The sequence below is a fragment of the Pseudomonas fluorescens genome, from assembly GCF_001648775.1.
Classification (GTDB): domain Bacteria; phylum Pseudomonadota; class Gammaproteobacteria; order Pseudomonadales; family Pseudomonadaceae; genus Aquipseudomonas; species Aquipseudomonas fluorescens_M.
This window is the reverse complement of the sequence record NZ_LVEJ01000032.1, coordinates 69217-90828: the sequence shown is the minus strand read 5'-3', so window position 1 is coordinate 90828 and position 21612 is coordinate 69217. Positions and strand designations below refer to the sequence as shown.

General features: G+C 59.6%; 20 protein-coding genes. 9 read left to right on the top strand and 11 right to left on the bottom strand.

Annotation, left to right across the window (positions count from 1 at the left end; translation table 11 throughout):
* Positions 1 to 291: 291 nt before the first annotated feature.
* The gene (locus tag A8O26_RS26560) at positions 292 to 1308 is read right to left on the bottom strand and encodes an IS110 family transposase (RefSeq protein ID WP_064120602.1); all 1017 of its coding nucleotides are present in this window, start codon (positions 1306 to 1308) and stop codon (positions 292 to 294) included.
* 877 nt (positions 1309 to 2185) lie between these two features.
* On the opposite strand from A8O26_RS26560, the gene A8O26_RS26555 reads away from it, so the two are divergent.
* From A8O26_RS26555 to A8O26_RS26545, 3 genes are all read left to right on the top strand, one after another.
* A complete protein-coding gene (locus A8O26_RS26555; RefSeq protein ID WP_053117409.1) occupies positions 2186 to 2548 on the top strand; it encodes a DUF6124 family protein in 363 nt (120 codons plus the stop codon).
* 258 nt (positions 2549 to 2806) lie between these two features.
* Positions 2807 to 3463 (top strand): DUF6036 family nucleotidyltransferase, encoded by a 657-nt coding sequence (locus tag A8O26_RS26550; protein WP_253757044.1) that lies wholly within the window; start codon positions 2807 to 2809, stop codon positions 3461 to 3463.
* Positions 3447 to 3893, top strand: coding sequence for a hypothetical protein (locus tag A8O26_RS26545; protein WP_064120601.1), 447 nt, complete (start codon positions 3447 to 3449; stop codon positions 3891 to 3893). Before A8O26_RS26550 ends, A8O26_RS26545 begins: the two co-directional genes overlap by 17 nt.
* 53 nt (positions 3894 to 3946) lie before the next feature.
* On the opposite strand, the gene nagE is transcribed toward A8O26_RS26545, so the two are convergent.
* The 7 genes from nagE to A8O26_RS26510 all read right to left on the bottom strand — a co-directional run bounded on the left by nagE (position 3947) and on the right by A8O26_RS26510 (position 12496).
* Complete coding sequence (gene nagE / locus A8O26_RS26540; protein ID WP_064120600.1) at positions 3947 to 5662, bottom strand: N-acetylglucosamine-specific PTS transporter subunit IIBC; 1716 nt, start codon at positions 5660 to 5662, stop codon at positions 3947 to 3949.
* A 23-nt stretch (positions 5663 to 5685) separates the two neighbouring features.
* The gene (ptsP, locus tag A8O26_RS26535) at positions 5686 to 8199 is read right to left on the bottom strand and encodes a phosphoenolpyruvate--protein phosphotransferase (protein ID WP_064120599.1); all 2514 of its coding nucleotides are present in this window, start codon (positions 8197 to 8199) and stop codon (positions 5686 to 5688) included.
* A gap of 34 nt (positions 8200 to 8233) precedes the next feature.
* A complete protein-coding gene (locus tag A8O26_RS26530; protein ID WP_155740693.1) occupies positions 8234 to 9256 on the bottom strand; it encodes an SIS domain-containing protein in 1023 nt (340 codons plus the stop codon).
* Positions 9237 to 10343, bottom strand: coding sequence for an N-acetylglucosamine-6-phosphate deacetylase (gene nagA / locus A8O26_RS26525; protein ID WP_064120597.1), 1107 nt, complete (start codon positions 10341 to 10343; stop codon positions 9237 to 9239). The genes A8O26_RS26530 and nagA overlap by 20 nt, the downstream gene beginning before the upstream one ends.
* A gap of 22 nt (positions 10344 to 10365) precedes the next feature.
* Positions 10366 to 11097: a GntR family transcriptional regulator gene (locus tag A8O26_RS26520; RefSeq protein WP_064120596.1), complete on the bottom strand. Its 732-nt coding sequence runs from the start codon at positions 11095 to 11097 to the stop codon at positions 10366 to 10368.
* Between the two features lie 283 nt (positions 11098 to 11380).
* On the bottom strand, positions 11381 to 11896 hold the full coding sequence (locus A8O26_RS26515; protein WP_064120595.1) for a L,D-transpeptidase family protein: 516 nt from the start codon (positions 11894 to 11896) through the stop codon (positions 11381 to 11383).
* 48 nt (positions 11897 to 11944) lie between these two features.
* Positions 11945 to 12496, bottom strand: coding sequence for an NUDIX hydrolase (locus A8O26_RS26510; protein WP_064120594.1), 552 nt, complete (start codon positions 12494 to 12496; stop codon positions 11945 to 11947).
* A 147-nt stretch (positions 12497 to 12643) separates the two neighbouring features.
* Between A8O26_RS26510 and A8O26_RS26505 the strand changes: the two genes are divergently transcribed.
* From A8O26_RS26505 to purT, 5 genes are all read left to right on the top strand, one after another.
* On the top strand, positions 12644 to 13243 hold the full coding sequence (locus A8O26_RS26505) for a CoA pyrophosphatase (RefSeq protein ID WP_064120593.1): 600 nt from the start codon (positions 12644 to 12646) through the stop codon (positions 13241 to 13243).
* A 45-nt stretch (positions 13244 to 13288) separates the two neighbouring features.
* A complete protein-coding gene (locus A8O26_RS26500; protein ID WP_064120592.1) occupies positions 13289 to 13813 on the top strand; it encodes a gamma carbonic anhydrase family protein in 525 nt (174 codons plus the stop codon).
* On the top strand, positions 13810 to 14019 hold the full coding sequence (locus A8O26_RS29595; protein ID WP_081265262.1) for a DUF1289 domain-containing protein: 210 nt from the start codon (positions 13810 to 13812) through the stop codon (positions 14017 to 14019). Before A8O26_RS26500 ends, A8O26_RS29595 begins: the two co-directional genes overlap by 4 nt.
* A gap of 327 nt (positions 14020 to 14346) precedes the next feature.
* The gene (locus A8O26_RS26495; RefSeq protein ID WP_064120591.1) at positions 14347 to 14814 is read left to right on the top strand and encodes a VUT family protein; all 468 of its coding nucleotides are present in this window, start codon (positions 14347 to 14349) and stop codon (positions 14812 to 14814) included.
* A gap of 100 nt (positions 14815 to 14914) precedes the next feature.
* Positions 14915 to 16096 (top strand): formate-dependent phosphoribosylglycinamide formyltransferase, encoded by a 1182-nt coding sequence (gene purT, locus A8O26_RS26490; protein ID WP_016986367.1) that lies wholly within the window; start codon positions 14915 to 14917, stop codon positions 16094 to 16096.
* Between the two features lie 104 nt (positions 16097 to 16200).
* On the opposite strand, the gene A8O26_RS26485 is transcribed toward purT, so the two are convergent.
* From A8O26_RS26485 to A8O26_RS26475, 3 genes are all read right to left on the bottom strand, one after another.
* On the bottom strand, positions 16201 to 17517 hold the full coding sequence (locus A8O26_RS26485) for an MFS transporter (protein WP_064120590.1): 1317 nt from the start codon (positions 17515 to 17517) through the stop codon (positions 16201 to 16203).
* Between the two features lie 375 nt (positions 17518 to 17892).
* A complete protein-coding gene (locus tag A8O26_RS26480; RefSeq protein WP_064120589.1) occupies positions 17893 to 19125 on the bottom strand; it encodes a transporter associated domain-containing protein in 1233 nt (410 codons plus the stop codon).
* A 12-nt stretch (positions 19126 to 19137) separates the two neighbouring features.
* Positions 19138 to 19950 carry a cytochrome C assembly family protein gene (locus tag A8O26_RS26475; RefSeq protein ID WP_034154823.1) on the bottom strand — a complete coding sequence of 271 codons (813 nt, stop codon included), beginning with the start codon at positions 19948 to 19950 and terminating at the stop codon, positions 19138 to 19140.
* Positions 19951 to 20160: 210 nt separating this feature from the next.
* Between A8O26_RS26475 and ffh the strand changes: the two genes are divergently transcribed.
* Complete coding sequence (ffh, locus tag A8O26_RS26470) at positions 20161 to 21537, top strand: signal recognition particle protein (RefSeq protein WP_008081630.1); 1377 nt, start codon at positions 20161 to 20163, stop codon at positions 21535 to 21537.
* The last annotated feature ends 75 nt before the right edge of the window (positions 21538 to 21612 follow it).

Genomic DNA, 21612 nt, shown 5'->3' with positions numbered 1-21612 from the left:
CGCCCTTACGGCGAGTCACCTTTTCCAAACGCCGAAAAGGTAACCCAATGTATGGTCAGCCCATCTTCTGCCACTCAGCAGCGATCAACGGTAAATCGAGCTTGCGCTAATGTATCCGGGCTCAGTGTGAGCACGTATAGCGCTCGGCCCTTGATGAGTAGTCGCTCCTGCCTGTCCTTAAAAAGGCTTCAGCTTCCAAAGCTTTTTGGGTTATCAGGTTTTCAGTCAGGATGTCTGCCGTTTATCGTCATCAGTACTGACGTCGCAAAAGCCGTTGGTAAAGCGTACAGATCAAGCTAAGAGCGTTGAGTTAAAGGTGCCGCCCTTGGTTAACAACACCCAGACGATTCTTGCCATTTTGTTCGCGAGGGCGCAGGCCACTTTGTTTGGATGTTTGCGTGCTAGTAAGTTTTTGGCCCAGACACCGAGGGCATCCGTTCGCTTATCGACGCGACACAAAACGGCGTGAGCGCCCTGCATCAACAAACTCCTTAAATACTTGTCCCCTCGCTTGCTGATGCTGAGCAATGTCGTTTCCCCACCCGTTGAGTACTGGCGCGGCACCAGCCCCAACGACGCTGCAAAATCGCGAGATGACTTGAAAACCGAAGCGTCGCCGACATCGGCCACCAGCGCGCTAGCGATGAGAGGGCCGATGCCGGGGATGCTCTGCAGGCGTTGGCCGGCATCGTTTTGCGTCAGCTGTTGTTTGATTTCGACGTCGAGTTTTTTGATCTCATGTGTCAGCTGCCGAATGTCTTCAAGCATGCGTTCGATAGCACTTATCAAGCGAGTGGGCAGTTCACGGCTCTCCATCAGACCTGAGAGCCGATCCAGTGCGGCGTATCCAACGGGAAAAACGACGCCGAACTCCAGGAGAAATCCATGCACTTGATTGATGACGGCGGTGCGTCGATTTACTAAAGACTTGCGCAGTCGGTGTTCTGTGGACAGCACCTGCTGTTCTATGGTTTTGACTTGAACCGAGCGGGTTCTGGGGCGCGAGGCCGCTTCACAAATGGCCTCGGCATCAATGAAATCGTTTTTATTTCCGGTGACGTAGGCCTTCACATGTTGGGGTGCAATCAACTGCACGTGATGGCCCTGTTCCATGATTTTTCGGGCGAGCCAATGAGACCCGCCGCAGGATTCCATGGCGACTTTGCAGGTCGAGATCTGCGCCAGAAAGGGGAGTAATTGGTTTCGGTTGAGTTTTTTACGCAGCACCTGATGGCCTCTGGCGTCTTGGCCATGCAGGTGGAAAGTGTGTTTGCCGATGTCGATACCCAAAAGCGTGATGGTATTCATGAGAGATCCTCCTTCGGTAAAAAGAGAGCCTCGGCAAGTTTAGACCCGCCGAGGATCTCACCGGGCTGACCATCTCATTAAGGCTTGCCCCAACGTTCGGCCCGCTCGCTAAAGCTCGGGGTTCCTTCGCTCCGGAATTCATCCGGGCGCATCGCCTACGGTTTGCTTCGCTGCACCTCCTCTCGATGCATTTGGCTACGCCAAACGGTCGCTGCGCTCCCACCCCCGGATAAATCCCTCCACTCAGCCTGCCGACGGGGCCTGTGGATCAAGATCAAGAGCAGCAGCCGAGCTAACGCTCATCCTGTTGAGTGGTGAAGAGCACGGAGTGTTTCAGAATCTGAATTCGGCTCGGTATTTCACGTCGGCGTACATCCACCAAACACCTCGGTCAGTCCCCTCTCCCTCTGGGCGAGGGGAGAGTGAGTGGCTTTTGATCTGTTTCAGGACCTGAATTCGACTCGGTATTTCACGTCGGCGTACATCCACCAAACACCCCGGTCAGTCCCCTCTCCCTCTGGGAGAGGGCTAGGGTGAGGGTTTGCTTTGGTCTGTTTAGATATGTGTAGAAATAGCAGAACCTTCCCACAAGGTTTTCAGGTTGTCCGTCGGACGCCCGCTCTCTAGTCTTTGCCTGTCGCTGCCAATTCAGCGACCGGGCGTGAGATCCCCGGAAAGCTTGCAACTAGCGCCAACACTACGATAATTGGCGCCAGCTCAATCTGCTGCCTGTGTTATGGCGGCTGTGTGCGGGCAGACTTCGGTCTGGCCGGTTGCCTGCTCCGGTGGATCTCACCCTGCACATAGCTGCCACCTCTTCGCCGCGTGAGATCCGGCGAACGATGGCATCCTCACTTGCAGTAGCAGGAGTTGAATTTTGGACAAGCTAATACCAGATCCACCCCCCGAAACCACCACCCCACTCGAAGCCGCCATCCGCGCCGAAGACTTGGCAAAAAACCGCGAAGCCATCAAGCGCGCCCTCGATTTCTACCTCAGCCCTGAACCCGCCAAACCCCGACAACCGAGCACCATGTTCCTCGTCCACCCCAGCGTCGACACCGAAAGCCTGCTCGCCCATGCTTGTGAATCGTTGGCCTCAGCGAACGCCATGGCCAGCAACTTCGCAACCGAGCTAGGCGGCTTGCAACGCAGCACGGCACTGGCCATCCAGCAAATCATCATGCTTGCCGAACTCGCAGTAAACCGCGCACTGGATCGAGTCGATCCACAAACCTGACGACCGCGTCATCGTTCATCGCCAGCAGGTTAGCTCCCACATTTGAAATGCATGCTCTGTGGGAGCGGGCTTGCTCGCGAAAGCGTTTTCGCAGTTGTCCGAATACTTCCTGTACCTCATCAAATAGCGGATTTTTCCTACCGGTTTTTCAGGTTGTCTCTCGGAAGTAGCCTCTCTAACTTGGGTTGTCTCCGGCAAACAGCGAGCTCGGCAATAGACCGCTAACGGGATGTTGCTCCTTTCGCTGAAGCCATCGACATGACTCTGAGGTTGAAAATGGAGCTACTTCCCGTCGTCACACCCCGCATCAACACAAGCACCGCGCTGGGGCGGGCGCTGGTATCGATGTTCAAGTCCGTCGAGGCGGAATTGATTGAAGAGAATGCAGCAACTGGAGCGGTCAAGATCATTGTGTTTGGAGGGTGTGCAGTTCACCTCTACACCCATCACCGCATATCTTTGGATGTCGATGCGGAAATCTATGAGGCATGCATTCCGGCAGGATTCGACCTGCGTACGCTGCTGGCGACGGTGCCGGAGCCCTTTGTCGATGAGCTTTCTGCTCGAAAGATGGAGCTGAACTACGACCTGCAATACAACACTAGCTTTGGCCCGATTCATGAGGATTATTGGTCGCGAAGTATTCCCATGTCAGAGTTTTCGCTGGAGTCTCCTCTACACATTCATATTGCTGCGCCCGTCGACATAGCCATTACAAAGCTGGGCAGGGCTACAGATCACGATATCGCAGACATCAATGCGCTTCTGAGGTGCGGGTTCATACTGACCAGCGAGCTCCGGCGTCTGGCATTGCAGGCAATTGATGTATATGTTGGCAATAAAGCGCAACCGACCTCGGTATTGAGCAACATATTGCAAGACTATCTGGAGAAAGCAGATGACGAAGCTGAATGACGCTCACGTCCTCTCATCCGCATTAGACACTCTCGTTAGAAGCCCTCTGAATCAGGCCGATGACGTTGCACTAGTGAGTGCTGCGAAAGAAGTCTGGTACTCGGATTCAAATGTTGAAAGCGAGGTGAAGGCCTTTCTGAAACATCATAGAGATGACATTGAACGTCGCCGCGCCGCCTACCTGTTGGAGCGATTTACGCGTTTTTCGTGTGTCTCGGATACCCGCGTATTGGAAACGCTTCATGCGCTGGAGCTTTTCGCGCACTCGACACCGAAGCAGGATGTCGCGCCTCAAACAAAGGTTTCATTACGCAATCGCAAAGATGAATTGGCCGTTTCTTGGGGGTTAGCAGAAAGTCTTGGATTGAAGGTTCAAACGCTGATGCCATTTCAGACCCGCCATTACCAAGCGGAACAGCATTCATCCTGAGCCGAATTTGTTGGCGATGAAAAACCCGGCCTAAGCCGGGTTTTTTGTGTCGATTAAACCTTCACACTGACCTCACTTCGGTTGACCAGGCTTTCAAGCGCCCCACTCAAACTCGCCGCCTTATCCCCCACCAGCAAATGCCAGACCCCTCCATCCAACTGGCTGACACCGTGACAGCCCAGATCCTTCAACTGCGCCTCGGACAACGCCTTGCCATCCGCCAATTGCAGGCGAATCCGCGTCATCGCAATGCAGTCCAGTTGCAGCACATTGTCGCCGCCGCCCAATGCATTCAGCCATTGCTGCGCTTCGGTACCGGCAACCATCACGGCTTTAGGCTCATCAGCAACAACCGCAGTTTCAACAAGAGCGGCACGTCCCAGAGAAGGCATCGCCAGGCGAATCTCATCCGCAATGCTGTCCGCCATCGGCCCGACAACAACCTGCAAACTCCCACCTTTACCCGGACGCACAACCGCCATCGCCCCCAGCGCTTTCAAATCAGCATCGGACGCCTTGCTGCGATCGACCATCTCCAGGCGCAACCGCGTGGTGCAGGCGCCAACGGTGACCAAATTCTCTGCACCACCCAATGCCTTGATGTAAGCACTGGCGCGTTCGTTCTCAGTGAGCACGGCTTTCTCAGCAGTAGCCACATCCTCGCGCCCAGGCGTTTTCAGATTGAAGCGACGAATGCAGAAGTCGAAGACGAAGTAGTAGATGACCGCATAGGCGAGGCCCACCGGAATCACCAGCCAGCCATTGGTCGAGCGACCCCAACCCAGCACCATGTCGATGAAACCGCCGGAGAAGGTGAAACCGAGGTGAATGTTCAGCGCGTTGGTGATCGCCATCGACAACCCGGTCAGCAGCGCATGCAGCAGATACAACAGCGGCGCCAGAAACATGAAGGCGAATTCAATCGGTTCAGTCACCCCGGTCAAAAACGAAGTCAGTGCCATCGACAGGAAAATCCCGCCCATCACCTTGCGGCGTTCCGGCAGCGCATTGCGGTACATCGCCAGGCATGCCGCCGGCAGGCCGAAGATCATCATCGGGAACATGCCGGTCATGAACTGGCCACCCTTCGGATCGCCAGCAAAGTAGCGCGACAGGTCACCCGTCACCAGTGCACCGGTGGTTGGGTCGGTGAAGTTGCCGAAGACGAACCACGCCATGTTGTTGAGGATGTGGTGCAGGCCAGTGACGATCAGCAGGCGGTTGAACACACCAAACACGAACGCGCCGATACTGCCGCTTTCCATCATCAGCGCGCCAAACGCGTTGATGCCATGCTGGATTGGCGGCCAGATATAGCCGAACACCACACCGAGGCCGACCGCTGCAAACCCGGTGACAATCGGCACAAAGCGTCGCCCGCCAAAGAACGCCAGATACTCCGGCAGCTTGATGTCTTTGAAGCGGTTGTACAGCGCGCCGGCCATCAGGCCGCTGACGATCCCGGCGAGCATGCCCATGTTGATGCTCGCATCGAGCACCTTCAGCGTGGAAATCATCACCAGATAACCGATCACCCCGGCGAGGCCGGCGGTGCCGTTGTTGTCCTTGGCGAAACCGACGGCGATGCCGATGGCGAAGATCATCGCCAGGTTGGCGAAGATCACTTGGCCGGCGTCGTGGATGATCGCGATGTTCAGCAGGTCGGTATCACCCAGACGCAGCAGCAGGCCGGCAATCGGCAGGATCGCGATCGGCAGCATCAGCGCGCGGCCGAGGCGTTGCAGGCCTTCGATGAAGAGTTGGTACATGGCGTTTGTCCTTGTTGTTTTTGTTAGCGCAGTGGCCAATGTTGATGACAGGCGTGGCGCACGGCGGCGGCGCTGCTCAACTTGAGCAGGTCGCGGGCGAGGCGCTGGCATTCGGCTTCGTGCACCTGGCGCACGCGATCCTTGATTTCACCGATTTGCACCGGGCTGACGGAGAGTTCGGTGACGCCCAGACCGATCAACACCGGCGTCGCCAGCGGATCGGAGGCGAGGGCGCCGCAGACACCGACCCAACGCTTGTGCACCGCCGCGCCTTCGCAGGTCATGGCGATCAGGCGCAGCAGCGCCGGATGCAGGGCGTCAACGCGGGCGGCCAGACCTGCGTGATCGCGATCCATGGCCAAGGTGTATTGCGACAAATCGTTGGTGCCGATCGAGAGGAAGTCGGCGTGTTCGGCCAGTTGTTCGGCTTGCAGCGCGGCGGCGGGGACTTCGATCATCACGCCGATTTCCGGGCGTTGGCTCACGCCGAGTTCGAGGCACAAGGCGTCGACGCGTTGGCGGATGTGCAGCAGCTCATCCACCTCGGTGACCATCGGCAACAGGATCCGGCAACGATGCAGCGGGCTGACGTGCAGCAGCGCACGCAGTTGCTGATCGAGGATTTCCGGGCGGGCCTGAGCCAGACGAATGCCACGCAGACCGAGCACCGGGTTGGCCTCGACCGGCAACGGCAGATAGTCGAGTTGCTTGTCGCCGCCGACGTCAATGGTGCGGATGATCACGGGGTGATCGCCCATCGCATCCAGCACGCCTTGATAGGCAGCACGTTGTTCCTCGACATCGGGTGCCGTCTGGCGATCAACGAAAAGAAACTCGGTGCGCAGCAGACCGACGCCATCGGCACCGTTGGCAAAGGCATCTGCCGCTTCAGCGCTGGAGGCGACATTGGCGACGACTTCGATGTGCACGCCATTGCGCGTTTCGGCCGGCAAGTGAGCTTTGGCCTGCTGCGCGTCGCGACGCAGTTGACGGTCGATTTGCGCCTGCTGAACTTCGGCCAAGCGTTTTGCATTTGGTGTCAGTTCCAGGCGACCGCCATCGGCGTCGAGCACCACCGATTGCCCTTGCGGTTGATCAAGCAATGCCGAACCCAATGCAACCATGCACGGCAGACCTTTACCGCGCGCCAGAATCGCCACATGCGAAGTCGCGCCACCCTCGGCCATGCACAACCCGGCAACCCCTTGCGCGCTAAGTTGCAGAAGATCCGATGGCGTCAGTTCATGAGCAGCAACAATGGCGCCGGCCGGCACGTCGTAATTCCACGCTTCGCCGAGCAACGCGCGCAACACGCGTTGTTTCAGGTCGCGCAGATCATTGGCGCGTTCGGCCAAGAGTGCGCTGCCGGTGTGCTGCAGCACTTCGCACTGCACATCGATCGACTGGCTCCAGGCGTGAGTCGCCGCAGTGCCTTGTTCGATGGATTGCTGCGCGGCGTCGAGCAGGGCGGGATCTTCGAGCAAGGCCAGATGCGCAGCGAAGATCGCTTCTTCATCGGCGTTCTTGTGCTTTTTCGCTTGGGCGAGGGTGCCGTCGATTTCGCTGCGTACCTGAGTCAGCGCAGTGTCGAGAAGCTGCTGTTGTTGCAGCGGATCGTGATTGCCCGCGTCGACTGGCAAGCTGATCGCGTTCAAGCGGAACAGCGGGCCACCGACCAGTCCTGGCGCGGCGCATACGCCGTGCAGCACACCCGCTTCGGCCGGGCGTTTGAGAGGCGCAATACTGACCGGTGCCGCCGCGTGATGATCCTCCGGCAGCGCCGTCGCCAACGCCTTGAGCAACGCTTGCAACGCCGCTTCGGCATCCGGTCCCTGACAGCTGACCTGCACTTCAGCCTGCTCGCCAATCGCCAGCCCCATCAAACCGATCAGGCTGTTGCATGGCGCCGATTTACCGGCGAAGTGCAGCTGCGACTGGCTTTTGAAACCTTGCGCAGTCTGCCGAATCAGCGCGGCTGGGCGCGCGTGCAGACCGCCGCGATGAGCCACCAACACATGGCCATGAACCTCTGGCCCGCCGACCTCCGCGACATTCGCCGCGACGCTGTTGCGCGCAACAATGTGCAACAACGGCTCGCCAACCTTCACCGCTTTCAGCGTGATCGGGCGTACCTGAAAATCCTGACTGTTGGTCAGGATCAACAGGCTGACGAGGCTTTTGCACTGTTGGCCGACCTTGTCGAGGTCGTAGCGCAACAACGGCTGGCCCTTGGTCACGCGGCCACCTTCCTTGACCAGCATCGAGAAGCCTTCGCCGTTCAACTCAACGGTGTCGAGCCCAAGGTGGAGGAGGATTTCCGCGCCGTTATCGGCACGTACGGTGAGTGCGTGGCCGGTGCGCGCGACATGAATGATCACCCCGGCGCACGGTGAGTACAGGGTGTCGTTGATCGGATCGATGGCAATGCCGTCGCCCATCGCGCCGCTGGCGAACACCGCGTCCGGGACTTTGGCGAGCGTGAGCACCGGGCCGCTGAGCGGGGCGCTGAGGGTCAGCTCTTTATTGTTGTTGTGCATGGCTCGGTCTCATCAGGTCTGCTGTCATTCGGAGTTAGTGCGTGCGGGTCACTTTGCTCAGGTGGCGCGGCTGATCCGGGTCCATGCCACGGGCCACGGCCAAGCCAGCGGCCATCACGTAGAAGCTCTGAATCGCCAGAATCGGATCAAGCGCTGGGTGTTCGGCGCGGGTCAGGGTCAGGTCGCGCTCGGTCACATCATCCGGCGCCGCCAGCAAGACACGGGCGCCGCGTTGACGCATTTCCGCTGCAAGACTCAGCAGGCCCGCCTGCTCGGCACCGCGCGGAGCGAACACCAACAATGGATAGTGTTCGTCGATCAATGCCATCGGGCCGTGACGGACTTCGGCGCTGCTGAAGGCTTCGGCCTGAATCGCCGAGGTTTCCTTGAACTTCAACGCTGCTTCTTGGGCGATGGCAAACCCGGCGCCCCGGCCGATGACCATCAGGCGCTCGCAATCGCGCAGCGCTTCGATGGCCACGCTCCAGTCCTGTTTCGCTGCTTCGCGCAGGCCTTCCGGCAGAGCATTGCCGGCTTCGAGCAATTCGCGGTCCTCTTTCCAGTGCGCGATCAAACGGGCGCTGGCGCTGAGGGTGGCAATAAAGCTCTTGGTCGCGGCGACGCTGCTTTCCGTTCCGGCGAGCAGCGGTACGCTGAATTCGCACGCGGCTTCCAGTGGCGAATCGGCGGCGTTGACCATCGACACACTGAGCGCGCCACGCTTGCGCAACAGGCGCAGGCTGTTGACCAGATCCGGGCTCTGCCCCGATTGCGAAAAGGCGAACGCGACCTGACCGCTGACCTTCAACGGCGCTTGCTGCATGGTCACCACCGACATCGGCAACGACGCCACCGGTACACCCAATTGCTGCATGGTCAGGTAGGCGAAGTAGCTCGCCGCGTGGTCGGAGCTGCCGCGGGCAACGGTCATCGCCACTTGCGGTGGCTGACGGCGCAGGCGCCCGGCGATCTCGATCATTTGCGGGTCGAGCTGTTGCAGTTGGGCTTGCACGGCCTCGAAGGAGGACAGCGCCTCCTCAAGCATTTTTGAAGTCAATGTCTTCTCCTTCGACCATGACGGCGGTCAGTGTGAGTGAGCGATCCAGCCGCACGCAGTCGGCCCAGGCACCCGGTTGCAGGCGCCCGCGTTCGTTGATGCCGAGGTAGTCGGCGGGGAATTGCGACAGACGCTGCGAGGCCTCGGCGATCGGCAGACCGATCTTCACCAGATTGCGCAGGGCCTGATCCATGGTCAGCGTGCTGCCGGCCAAAGTGCCGTCTGGCAGGCGTACGCCGCCCAGGCATTTGGTCACGGTGTGGCTGCCGAGCTTGTACTCACCGTCGGGCATACCGGCGGCAGCGGTCGAATCGGTGACGCAATACAGGCACGGGATCGAGCGCAGGGCCACGCGAATGGCGCCGGGATGCACGTGCAGCAAATCCGGAATCAGCTCGGCGAATTTGGCGTGAGCCAGTGCCGCGCCAACGATGCCCGGTTCGCGGTGATGCAGCGGGCTCATGGCGTTGTAGAGGTGAGTGAAACTGGTCGCGCCAGCCTCCATTGCAGCAACGCCTTCCTCGTAACTGCCGAGGGTGTGGCCGATCTGCATGCGCACGCCCCGGCTGCTGAGTTCGCGGATCAAACCGTCGTGACCGGCGATTTCCGGAGCGATGGTGATCACGCGGATCGGCGCCAGTGCCAGATATTCTTCGACTTCGGCCATCAACGCGGTGTGGGCGAAGTTCGGTTGTGCGCCGAGTTTGCCGGGGTTGATGTATGGGCCCTCGAGGTGGACGCCGAGGACGCGCGCGGCATTTTTCGGACGTTGTTCGCAGAATGCTCCGACGTCCTTCAACACGCTGGAAATCTCGGCACTCGGCGCGGTCATGGTGGTGGCCAGCAGCGAAGTGGTGCCGAAACGTACGTGGGTTTTGGTGATGGTTTCGAAAGCGCTGGCGCCTTCCATGATGTCTTTGCCGCCGCCACCGTGGACGTGCAGATCGATGAAACCCGGCAGCAGATACGGCAGATCATTGTCGGCCGGATCGCAGGGTACGCCTTCGATCGACACGACTTTGCCGTGTTCGTGGACCAGCCGGCCGCGAATCCAGCCGCTGGCGGTGAGGATGTTGTCTTCGGACATTTTGGTTCTCGCTTTGGGCCGCCTAGCGGCGAAGCTCTGCAACAAAGTCGTAGTAGTCGTTGCGGCAATAGGTGTCGGTGACTTCGATCGGTGTGTTGTCTTCGAGGTAGCCGACCCGGGTCATCAGCAGCATGGCGGTGCCGGGGGCGATGCCGACCAGTGCGGCGAATTCGTCCGAGGCGTTGATCGCCTGGATGTGCTGCAAGGCGCGGACGATCGGTTTGCCGATGCCGTCGAGGTATTCATAGAGCGAATCGCCGACCCGTTCCGGCTTGGGCATGATCGAGGCGGGCAGGGTGCTCATCTCGATCGCCATCACGGTGTCATCGGCTTTGCGCAGACGCTTCATGCGCGCGACCTTGTCGTTCGGCGACAGGCTGAGACGGATCAGTTCTTCGTGGGTTGGCAGGGTGATTTCACGCTCCAGCCATTGCGAGCTGGGCACGAACCCTTTCAAGCGCAGCATCTCGCTGAAACCGGAGAGGCGCGACAACGGTTGTTCCAGGCGTGGCGTGATGAAGGTGCCGGAACCTTGCAGACGACGGATCAGGCCTTGATCAAGGAGGACTTCCAGGGCTTTGCGCGCGGTCACTCGGGAGATGCCCAGTTGCTCGCAGAGGTTGCGTTCCGAGGGCATCGCCTGCTCGGACTTCCACTGCCCGGCATGAATCGCTGCTTCCAGATTGCGCGCCAGTTGCAGGTACAACGGCGTCGGCTGGGAGTCGTCAGGACGTAGGGCGTGGAGGTCGTTCATGTAGGTCATTTCCGGCGCGAGTATAGGATTGTTGTGGCTCGCTTGTGGGACGGAAATTAATACCACTTGAATACCATGTCAACGCAGGTAATGGGCCATTAGCCCAATGAAATCGCCGGTTTTAGAGGGTGTGGTTTGAAGTGGTATTAAGGATGGGCGGTGAAAAGCAAAAGATCGCAGCCTGCGGCAGCTTCTACAGTTGAGAGTGGTATCACCCCTGTAGGCGCTGTCGCAGGTTGCGATCTTTTGATTTATTTTTTTGCAGGTGACCAGCGGTCGCTGGTTACGGGCGGATTTCGACCATCGTGCCGTCCGGCACCAGGCTCCACACTTCACGCATATCAACGTTGCGCATGGCCACACAGCCGTCGGTCCAGTCCAGGGTATGGAACAGGTCTTCCGGGGTTTCTTCCGAATCCGGCGTGCCGTGGATCATGATCATCCCGCCGGGCTCGACGCCTTCACGCCGGGCGCGGGCCGAATCGCTGATGTTCGGGTAGGAAATGTGCATCGACAGATTGAATTTGTCGCTGGTCTTGCGCCAGTCGATCCAATAAAAGCCTTCCGGCGTGCGTTTGTCGCCTTCAATCAGTTTCGGACCCTTTTTCGCGCCCTTGCCCAAGGAAATGCGATAGGTCTTCAGCGGTTTGCCATCGGCGATCAACTGCAGTTGATGTGCTGATTTGAGCACCAGGACTTTTTCGATAAGCGGGCTATTCGCAGGCGCCACGGTGGTCACGAATGACGCTTGGGAGACGGTAACGAACGACAGGCAGAACAGGGCAAGCAACCAGCGCATTGAAACGATTCCCCAGGGAGTGACGCAGATATTTTATTTATAGATATTTTAGGTGATGGCAGGCTGAGCGAGCGGTGGAATCGATTCCGAGCGAACCGGATACGTCTCAACACGCCGATCAGCGAAGAAGCATTCTAAGGTACGCCCCACCGTGCGGAAAGCCAGCTCGTCCCAGGGAATGTCGGCTTCGTCGAATAGTTGCACTTCGAGGCTTTCGGGGCCGGCGGCAAAGTCCAGATCGACCAGTTCGGCACGGAAGAACACATGCACCTGACTGATGTGCGGCACGTCGATCAATGTGTAGATGCTCAGGTTGCGCACGCGGGCGCAGGCTTCCTCGGCGGTTTCACGGACGGCGGCCTGTTCGATGGTCTCGCCGTTTTCCATGAAGCCGGCGGGCAACGTCCAGTAACCGAGGCGCGGCTCGATGGCGCGACGGCAGAGCAACACTTTGCTGCCCCAGGTCGGCACGCAGCCGGCGACGATATTGGGGTTCTGATAGTGAATGGTCTGACAGCTGTCACAGACAAATCGCAGCCGCGAATCGCCTTCGGGAATGCGCTGGGTGACCGGGTTACCGCAGTGGCTGCAAAATTTCATGCTGGGCTTCCTGAATGCTGCGCCTATCTTGGCGTGCAGCGGTGCCGGTCGGCAAGTTGTCGTTTCGCGACACGACGGGTTTCGGGGGCTTGGGCGCTCGCCATGATTGGTGCATGATGCAGGGTAAGGCACAGATCGAGAACACTCATGCTGGACGAGCTACTGCATCGGGTAAGCAACCACACACCGCGCACGCTGGAGACTGACACACGTTTCCCCGAGGCCGCCGTTCTGGTGCCGATCACCCGCAGTGACGAGCCGGAACTGGTGCTGACCCTGCGCGCCAGCGGGCTCTCGACCCACGGCGGTGAAGTCGCTTTCCCCGGTGGCCGCCGCGATCCGGAAGACCCGGATCTGATCTTTACCGCCCTGCGCGAGGCCGAGGAAGAAATCGGCTTGCCGCCCGGCCTGGTCGAAGTCATCGGCCCGCTCAGTCCGCTGATCTCCCTGCACGGCATCAAGGTCACGCCGTATGTCGGCGTTATTCCCGACTTTGTCGAATACCGCGCCAACGATGCCGAAATTGCTGCGGTCTTCACTGTGCCGCTGGAGTTCTTCCGCAAAGACCCCCGTGAACACACCCATCGCATCGACTATCAAGGTCGTAGCTGGTACGTGCCGAGCTATCGCTACGGCGACTTCAAGATCTGGGGCCTGACGGCGATCATGATCGTCGAGTTGATCAATCTGCTCTATGACGCCAAGATCAGTCTGCATCAACCGCCGAAAAGCTTTATTAATACCTAAGCCATCGTTCGAATGGCCATCACCGTGAGCCCTGAGGAAAACAAGATGAAATACCGCTTGGGCGACGCCCGTGTCGAAACCCATCCACAGAGCTGGGTCGCCCCCAATGCCGTGCTGGTGGGCAAGGTCAGACTGGAAGAGGGCGCCAACGTCTGGTTCAACGCCGTGCTGCGCGGCGACAATGAACTGATCCTGATCGGCAAGAACAGCAACGTGCAAGACGGCACCGTGATGCACACCGACATGGGCTATCCGCTGACCATCGGCACCGGCGTGACCATCGGCCACAACGCCATGCTGCATGGCTGCACGGTGGGTGATTACAGCCTGATCGGCATCAACGCGGTTATTCTCAACGGCGCGAAGATCGGCAAGAACTGCATCATTGGCGCCAATTCGCTGATCGGCGAAGGCAAGGAAATTCCTGACGGTTCGCTGGTGATGGGTTCGCCGGGCAAGGTTGTACGCGAGTTGACCGAGCCGCAAAAGAAGATGCTTGAGGCCAGCGCCGCGCACTATGTGCATAACGCCCAGCGTTATGCGCGTGATCTGGTTGAGCAGGAAGAATGAACACACCAGAAAGACCGGTCGCCTCGCCGTGCGTGAATATTTGTGCGCTGGATGAGGATGATATTTGTACTGGTTGCCAGCGTACCGTTGCAGAAATCACCCGCTGGGGCCGCATGAGCAATGACGAACGCCGGGTGGTGCTGGGCTTGTGTCATGAGCGGGCGAAGGCGAGTGGGTTGGTGTGGATGATCCCTTCGAAGTCGTGATCGACTTGAGAATGCCCTCACCCTGACCCTCTCCCAGAGGGAGAGGGGACTGACCGAGTTGATGGTTCGAGTTACATCGACCTGAACTATTGAGTCGAACTCAAGATTTGAAAGGCCCCCGATCGGCTCCCTTTCCCCCTCGCTTGAGGGAGAGGGAGATTGTTCGAGCCGCACCGACCTGCGTTATCGAGTCGAACTCGGGAGTCGATTCAACGCAGATCTGCTCCCTTTCCCCCTCGCCCCCCGTGGGGGAGAGGGCTGGGGTGAGGGGGTGGCTCTTGATCTGCCGGTCAAGTAACCTGTGCGCCAATCTGCCAGGTCGCCTCCATGATTTTCCTCATCGCCTACATCAGCAGCGTCGTGCTGATCAACTTTGCCTTCTCCACCGCGCCACATCTGGACATCATCTGGTCGGCCTGGGGCGGCCTGGTTTTCGTGCTCCGCGACATGGTGCAAACCCGTTTCGGCCACGGCGCGCTGGTGGCGATGTTGGCGGCGCTGGTGCTGTCTTACGTCACCTCCGATCCGTCCATCGCGCTGGCCAGCGCCACCGCTTTCGCGGTCTCCGAAATCATCGACTGGCTGGTGTTCAGCGTCACCAAACGCCCCTTGCGCGACCGCTTGTGGATCAGTTCGGCGCTGAGCATTCCACTCGACACCTTCATCTTTTTCGGCATGATCGACCTGCTGACGCCGCCGGTGATCATCACCGCGCTACTGTCGAAATTCGCCGGCGTCACCGCCGTCTGGCTGATCATGGCCTGGCGTGAGCGCAAACAGGCCGTCGCCGGCTGAAGCCAAACCCTCGGGTTCATGTAAAATGCCGCGCTTTCTCCCCATGGAAAGCGCGTCTGGCGTTGCTTTCCTCGATGATCCGCTTCTTTGAGGACCTGAGATGACCCGTATCGGAACTCCATTGTCGCCAACCGCGACCCGCGTATTGCTGTGTGGCTGTGGTGAGTTGGGCAAGGAAGTGGTGATCGAGCTGCAACGCCTGGGCGTTGAAGTGATCGCTGTTGACCGCTACGCCAACGCGCCGGCCATGCAAGTTGCCCATCGCAGCCACGTGATCAACATGCTCGACGGCGCTGCCCTGCGCGCAGTGATCGAAGCCGAAAAACCGCACTTCATCGTGCCGGAAATCGAAGCCATCGCCACCGCCACCCTGGTCGAACTGGAAGCCGAAGGCTTCACCGTGATTCCGACCGCGCGCGCTGCGCAACTGACCATGAACCGCGAAGGCATCCGTCGTCTGGCCGCCGAAGAGCTGGACCTGCCGACCTCGCCGTACCACTTTGCCGACACCTTCGAGGACTACAGCAAAGCCGTTGAAGACCTGGGTTTCCCATGTGTCGTCAAACCGGTGATGAGTTCGTCGGGCAAAGGCCAGAGCCTGCTGCGCAGCGTCGATGACGTGCAGAAAGCCTGGGACTACGCACAAGAGGGCGGTCGCGCCGGCAAAGGTCGGGTGATCATCGAAGGCTTCATCGATTTCGACTACGAAATCACTCTGCTGACCGTGCGCCACATCGGCGGCACCACCTTCTGCGCACCGGTCGGCCACCGTCAGGAGAAGGGCGACTATCAGGAATCCTGGCAGCCGCAAGCCATGAGCCCGATTGCCCTGGCTGAATCCGAGCGCGTTGCCAAAGCGGTGACCGAGGCGCTGGGTGGTCGTGGCCTGTTCGGTGTTGAGCTGTTCATTAAAGGTGATCAGGTATGGTTCAGCGAAGTCTCGCCGCGTCCGCATGACACCGGTCTGGTGACACTGATTTCGCAGGATCTGTCGCAGTTCGCGCTGCACGCTCGCGCCATTCTGGGCCTGCCAGTGCCACTGATCCGTCAGTTCGGGCCTTCGGCTTCGGCGGTGATTCTGGTGGAAGGGCAGTCGACCCAGACCGCATTCGCCAACCTCGGCGCTGCGCTGAGCGAGCCGGATACGGCGTTGCGTCTGTTTGGTAAGCCAGAAGTCAACGGTCAGCGTCGCATGGGCGTGGCGCTGGCGCGGGATGAGTCGATCGAGGCTGCGCGTGCCAAGGCGACCCGTGCTGCTCAGGCGGTTGTGGTCGAACTCTAAACCGAGTCGCGGCATTCGCGAGCAGGCTCGCTCCCACATTGGTTTTGTGTATGCCACAGACCTAATGTGGGAGCGAGCCTGCTCGCGAAGCTCTTGATCTTCTGTCAGGCGACCCGATTCAGATCGTTATCCCGCGTTTCCTTCAGGCACAACACCGCAATCAAACTCAGCACCGCCGCCCCCGACACATACCCGCCGACATAACTCAAACCACCCATCGCCACCAGTTTCTGTGCAAAGAACGGCGCCGCCGAGGCCCCGACAATGCCGCCCAGGTTATACGCCGCCGACGCGCCGGTATAACGCACGTGGGTCGGAAACAGCTCAGGCAACAGCGCGCCCATCGGCGCAAACGTCACGCCCATCAAAAACAACTCGATGCACAGAAACAGCGCCACGCCCCAGGTCGAGCCTTGCGTCAGCAATGGTTCCATCAAGAACCCTGACAGAATCGCCAGCACGCCACCGATGATCAGCACCGGTTTGCGCCCATAACGGTCGCTCGCCCAAGCCGACAATGGCGTAGCAGCAGCCATGAACAGCACGGCAAAACACAGCAGTCCAAGGAACGTTTCGCGGCTATAACCGAGGGTGGATACCCCGTAGCTCAGGGAAAACACCGTCGAGATATAGAACAACGCATAGCACACCACCATCGCCGCCGCGCCCAACAAAGTAGGCGCCCAGTACTGGCTGAACAGCTCGATCAGCGGGATTTTCACCCGTTCCTGACGGGCGATGGCATTGGCGAACACCGGCGTTTCGTGGAGCTTCAAGCGCACGTACAGGCCAACCATCACCAGCACCGCGCTGAGCAGAAACGGAATCCGCCAGCCCCAGCTGCGGAACTGTTCATCGTTGAGCGTCATGGCCAAGGTCAGAAACAAACCGTTGGCCGCGAGAAAACCAATCGACGGGCCGAGCTGCGGGAACATGCCGAACCAGGCGCGTTTACCCTTCGGTGCGTTTTCCGTGGCCAGCAGGGCGGCACCGCCCCATTCGCCGCCCAGTCCCAAACCCTGCCCGAAGCGCAGCACGCACAGCAGAATCGGTGCCCACGCGCCGATGGTGGCGTAACCCGGCAGCACGCCGATCAGCGTCGTACACACGCCCATCAACAGCAACGAGGCAACCAGTGTCGACTTGCGCCCGATACGGTCACCGAAGTGGCCGAACAGCGCCGACCCCAGCGGTCGGGCGAGAAAGGCGATACCAAAGGTAAGAAACGCCGAAAGCATTTGCGCGGTGCCGGACGTCTGCGGAAAGAACACCGGCCCGATCACCAGCGCGGCGGCCGTGGCGTAAACATAGAAGTCGTAGAACTCGATCGCCGTGCCGATAAAACTCGCCGTGGCCACGCGGGTGGCGGAGTTGGTCGGTTGGGCAGGCGCGGTGTCGCTGTAAGCGGTACTGGTCGTCATGCGGTGATCCCTGACAGTCATGAGCTCCGTTGGAGCGAATTATTATGGTCGAACACCCAGGGATGTGGGATGAGGCGCGAGCGCTGTAACAGGTAGGAACAGTCGTCGGTGTACTACGGAAAATAGCCGAAACCTGTCGGGTGCGGGATAAGCACGAGGTTTGGCGATGCTTGGGTAAGCGGCCCGATTATAGGAAGGGGGCTAACGATTGAACAAGAGGGATAAAAAATCCCCGCAATCTGAAGGCGAGTGATGCTGTGGCGAGGGAGCTTGCTCCCGCTCGGGCGCGAAGCGGCCGCATAAATCGGCGGTTCAATCAAAGAGCGAGGGCTGCTTCGCAACCCAGCGGGAGCAAGCTCCCTCGCCACAAAAGCGTTAAACCTTGGCCGGCACCAGGCTTGTGTGCCAGATCAGGACTTTGCTCACCCGGTTTTCCTCGGTCTCGAGAATCTCGAGTCGATAGCGGCCAATCTTCAAGCAAACCGCACTCTCGGGAATGGTTTCCAGTGCCTCGGTCACCAGACCATTCAAGGTCTTCGGCCCATCGCTCGGCAAATGCCAGCCCAGGCATTTGTTCAGCTCGCGGATCGACGCCGTGCCATCAATGACCATCCGCCCATCCGTCTGCGGATGAATATGCGGGTTATCGAGGCTGTGCTCGCTCTCAAACTCGCCAACGATCTCTTCGAGAATGTCTTCCAGCGTGACGATGCCGAGCACTTCACCGTACTCGTCGACGACCATGCCCAGTCGCCGCTGTTGCTTGTGAAAGTTCAGCAACTGCAGTTGCAGCGGCGTGCTCTCCGGCACGAAGTACGGCTCGTAACTGGCGGCCAGCAGCGCTTCGCGAGTCAGATCGCCATTGTTCAGCAAATGACGGATTTGCCGCGTGTTGAGCACCGCTTCGACCTGGTTGATGTCGCTATGGAACACCGGCAGGCGCGTGCGCTTGTTGTGGCGCAGTTGTTCGATGATCTCTTCGATCGAATCGTCGAGGTTGATGCCGTCGACGTCACTGCGCGGCACCAGAATGTCGTTGACCGTGATGTTGTCCAGCGCATGGATTCCCGAAACCGGGTGGGCACGGACCGGATGCTCGGGGTCGTCGTGACGATCCGACGGTACGTCGTCTTCGCTTTGCTGCACCACTTGGGCCTTGCGCACAAACGGGCTCATCAGCAAACCGCTGATACGACTGAACAGCCAGGCAAGCGGATAAATAATTTTCAGCGGCACGGCCAGCAGGGTATTGCCGAAGGTCAGTACCGCATCGGGGTAGCGCTGGGCGACGGTACGCGGGAAGTAATCGGCAAACACCAGCAGAATGGCCCCGACGCCGAGGCATGCGGCCCATGGGCCGTTTTCTTCACAAAGAAAGACCGCCAGCAACGTCGCGATCACTACTGCGAGCGCTCGGCAAAGGGTATTGCAGAGGATCAGGCTGTCGAGCGGGAAGCTCAGCTTCGCCAGCGGTTTATCGCTGGCGCGCGAGGCGGTGCGTTGTGCGAGCAGGTGTTGCTGCGCGATTTCGACGGCGGTAAACAGCCCTGACCATAAAATCAGCAGGACAAATACCGCGAGCATCGGCCCTATGGGCAAACCGTCCATTTATGCCGCCCGTCAGATGTGCAGGATGTATTCGCGAACCAGTTTGCTGCCGAAATACGCCAACATCAGCAGGCAGAAACCGGCGAGGGTCCAGCGGATCGCCTTGTGACCGCGCCAGCCGAGGCGGTTGCGGCCCCACAGCAGCACGCTGAACACGATCCACGCCAGGCAGGCCAGCAGGGTCTTGTGCACCAGATGCTGGGCGAACAGGTTCTCGACGAATAGCCAGCCGGAGATCAGCGACAGCGACAGCAGTGTCCAGCCGGCCCAGAGAAAACCAAACAACAGGCTTTCCATGGTTTGCAGCGGCGGGAAGTTTTTGATCAGTCCGGACGGGTGTTTGTGCTTGAGTTGGTGGTCTTGCACCAGCAGCAGCAAGGCCTGGAACACCGCGATGGTGAACATGCCGTAGGCGAGGATCGACAACAGAATGTGCGCGAGGATGCCCGGCTCTTCATCGATGATCTGCACCGTGCCGGTCGGCGCGAACTGCGCCAGCAACACGGTGATCGCACCGAGCGGGAACAGCAGCACCAGCAGGTTTTCCACGGGGATCCGCGAGCAGGCGATCAGCGTCAGGGCGATGACCGCTGCCGCGATCAGGCTCGAGGCGCTGAAGAAATCCAGGCCCAGACCGATCGGGGTCAGTAAATGCGTGAGCAGGCTGGCGGCATGGGCCACCACGGCGAGCGCGCCGAGGCTAACCAGCAGGCGCTTGTTCGCCTTGGCGCCGGTGGCCAAGCGGGTGCTCTGATAAAGGGTCGCAGCGGCATACAGAAGGGCGGCGGCGAGGGTGGTCAGCAAACTGGGTGACAAGGGGAGCATAAATCCTGTTAGGCAAGCCCGAAAGGCGCTGAGTTTGGCATAGAACCGCCATTGCACGAAAGACTCAGGAAGCTGACAGCGAGGTGTCCGCCAGCCGCAGTCTTCGCTATAATCCGCGACCTGCCCACGCCGCAGGCTCGCCGAGCACATGTTGATTCCGGTCTGGGCCGCCATTATCCCGGTCTACACAGGGCCTGAAAGGATCGCGCAATGTTTGAAAACTTAACCGACCGTCTCTCGCAGACGCTGCGCCATGTCACCGGCAAGGCGAAGCTGACCGAGGACAACATCAAAGACACCCTGCGTGAAGTGCGCATGGCGTTGCTCGAAGCCGACGTCGCCCTGCCGGTGGTCAAGGACTTCGTCAATTCGGTCAAGGAGCGCGCTGTCGGCACCGAGGTGTCGCGCAGCCTGACGCCGGGCCAGGCATTTGTGAAGATCGTCCAGGCTGAACTCGAAAGCCTGATGGGCGCGGCCAACGAAGATTTGAACCTGAGCGCCGTGCCGCCAGCCGTCATTCTGATGGCCGGTCTGCAGGGTGCCGGTAAAACCACTACTGCCGGCAAGCTCGCGCGCTTCCTTAAAGAGCGCAAGAAGAAGTCGGTCATGGTCGTGTCGGCGGACGTTTATCGCCCGGCCGCTATTAAACAGCTGGAAACCCTGGCCAATGACATCGGCGTGACGTTCTTCCCGTCCGACCTGAGCCAGAAGCCGGTGGACATCGCCACCGCGGCTATTAAAGAAGCCAAACTGAAATTCATCGACGTGGTCATCGTCGACACCGCCGGTCGTCTGCACATCGACGAAGAGATGATGGGCGAGATCAAGGCGCTGCACGCCGCGATCAACCCGGTCGAAACCCTGTTCGTGGTTGACGCCATGACCGGTCAGGACGCCGCCAACACGGCCAAGGCCTTCGGTGATGCACTGCCGCTGACCGGTGTGATCCTGACCAAGGTCGATGGCGACGCCCGTGGCGGTGCCGCATTGTCGGTACGCGCAATCACCGGCAAGCCGATCAAGTTCATCGGTATGGGCGAGAAGAGCGAAGCGCTCGATCCGTTCCACCCTGAACGTATCGCCTCGCGCATTCTCGGCATGGGCGACGTGCTCAGCCTGATCGAACAGGCCGAAGCGACCCTCGACAAGGACAAGGCCGATAAACTGGCCAAGAAGCTGAAGAAGGGCAAGGGCTTCGACCTCGAAGACTTCCGCGATCAGCTGCAACAGATGAAGAACATGGGCGGCCTCGGCGGCCTCATGGACAAACTGCCGAGCATCGGCGGCGTCAACCTGTCGCAAATGGGCAATGCGCAGAACGCCGCAGAGAAGCAGTTCAAACAGATGGAAGCCATCATCAATTCCATGACCCCGGCCGAGCGCCGCGACCCTGAGCTGATCAGCGGTTCGCGCAAACGCCGGATCGCCATGGGTTCCGGCACTCAGGTGCAGGACATCGGTCGCTTGATCAAGCAGCACAAGCAGATGCAGAAGATGATGAAGAAATTCACCGCCAAAGGCGGAATGGCGAAAATGATGCGCGGTATGGGCGGAATGTTGCCCGGCGGCGGCATGCCGAAAATGTAAAGATCTCGCCGGTCGTCGCACCGGCGCAGGCCCCGCAAGGACGCGGGATCAACAGCAAACCCGCACTCGGCGGGA

Coding starts and splice junctions, on each gene's coding strand:
- ptsP (WP_064120599.1), bottom strand. CDS start 8,199: ATGCACAACAACAATAAAGAGCTGACCCTCAGCGCCCCGCTCAGCGGC.
- A8O26_RS26485 (WP_064120590.1), bottom strand. CDS start 17,517: ATGACGACCAGTACCGCTTACAGCGACACCGCGCCTGCCCAACCGACC.
- A8O26_RS26520 (WP_064120596.1), bottom strand. CDS start 11,097: ATGAACGACCTCCACGCCCTACGTCCTGACGACTCCCAGCCGACGCCG.
- A8O26_RS26545 (WP_064120601.1), top strand. CDS start 3,447: ATGACGAAGCTGAATGACGCTCACGTCCTCTCATCCGCATTAGACACT.
- nagE (WP_064120600.1), bottom strand. CDS start 5,662: ATGTACCAACTCTTCATCGAAGGCCTGCAACGCCTCGGCCGCGCGCTG.
- A8O26_RS26500 (WP_064120592.1), top strand. CDS start 13,289: ATGAAATACCGCTTGGGCGACGCCCGTGTCGAAACCCATCCACAGAGC.
- A8O26_RS26560 (WP_064120602.1), bottom strand. CDS start 1,308: ATGAATACCATCACGCTTTTGGGTATCGACATCGGCAAACACACTTTC.
- A8O26_RS26475 (WP_034154823.1), bottom strand. CDS start 19,950: ATGCTCCCCTTGTCACCCAGTTTGCTGACCACCCTCGCCGCCGCCCTT.
- A8O26_RS26495 (WP_064120591.1), top strand. CDS start 14,347: ATGATTTTCCTCATCGCCTACATCAGCAGCGTCGTGCTGATCAACTTT.
- A8O26_RS26510 (WP_064120594.1), bottom strand. CDS start 12,496: ATGAAATTTTGCAGCCACTGCGGTAACCCGGTCACCCAGCGCATTCCC.
- A8O26_RS29595 (WP_081265262.1), top strand. CDS start 13,810: ATGAACACACCAGAAAGACCGGTCGCCTCGCCGTGCGTGAATATTTGT.
- purT (WP_016986367.1), top strand. CDS start 14,915: ATGACCCGTATCGGAACTCCATTGTCGCCAACCGCGACCCGCGTATTG.
- A8O26_RS26505 (WP_064120593.1), top strand. CDS start 12,644: ATGCTGGACGAGCTACTGCATCGGGTAAGCAACCACACACCGCGCACG.
- A8O26_RS26515 (WP_064120595.1), bottom strand. CDS start 11,896: ATGCGCTGGTTGCTTGCCCTGTTCTGCCTGTCGTTCGTTACCGTCTCC.
- A8O26_RS26480 (WP_064120589.1), bottom strand. CDS start 19,125: ATGGACGGTTTGCCCATAGGGCCGATGCTCGCGGTATTTGTCCTGCTG.
- ffh (WP_008081630.1), top strand. CDS start 20,161: ATGTTTGAAAACTTAACCGACCGTCTCTCGCAGACGCTGCGCCATGTC.
- nagA (WP_064120597.1), bottom strand. CDS start 10,343: ATGTCCGAAGACAACATCCTCACCGCCAGCGGCTGGATTCGCGGCCGG.
- A8O26_RS26550 (WP_253757044.1), top strand. CDS start 2,807: ATGACTCTGAGGTTGAAAATGGAGCTACTTCCCGTCGTCACACCCCGC.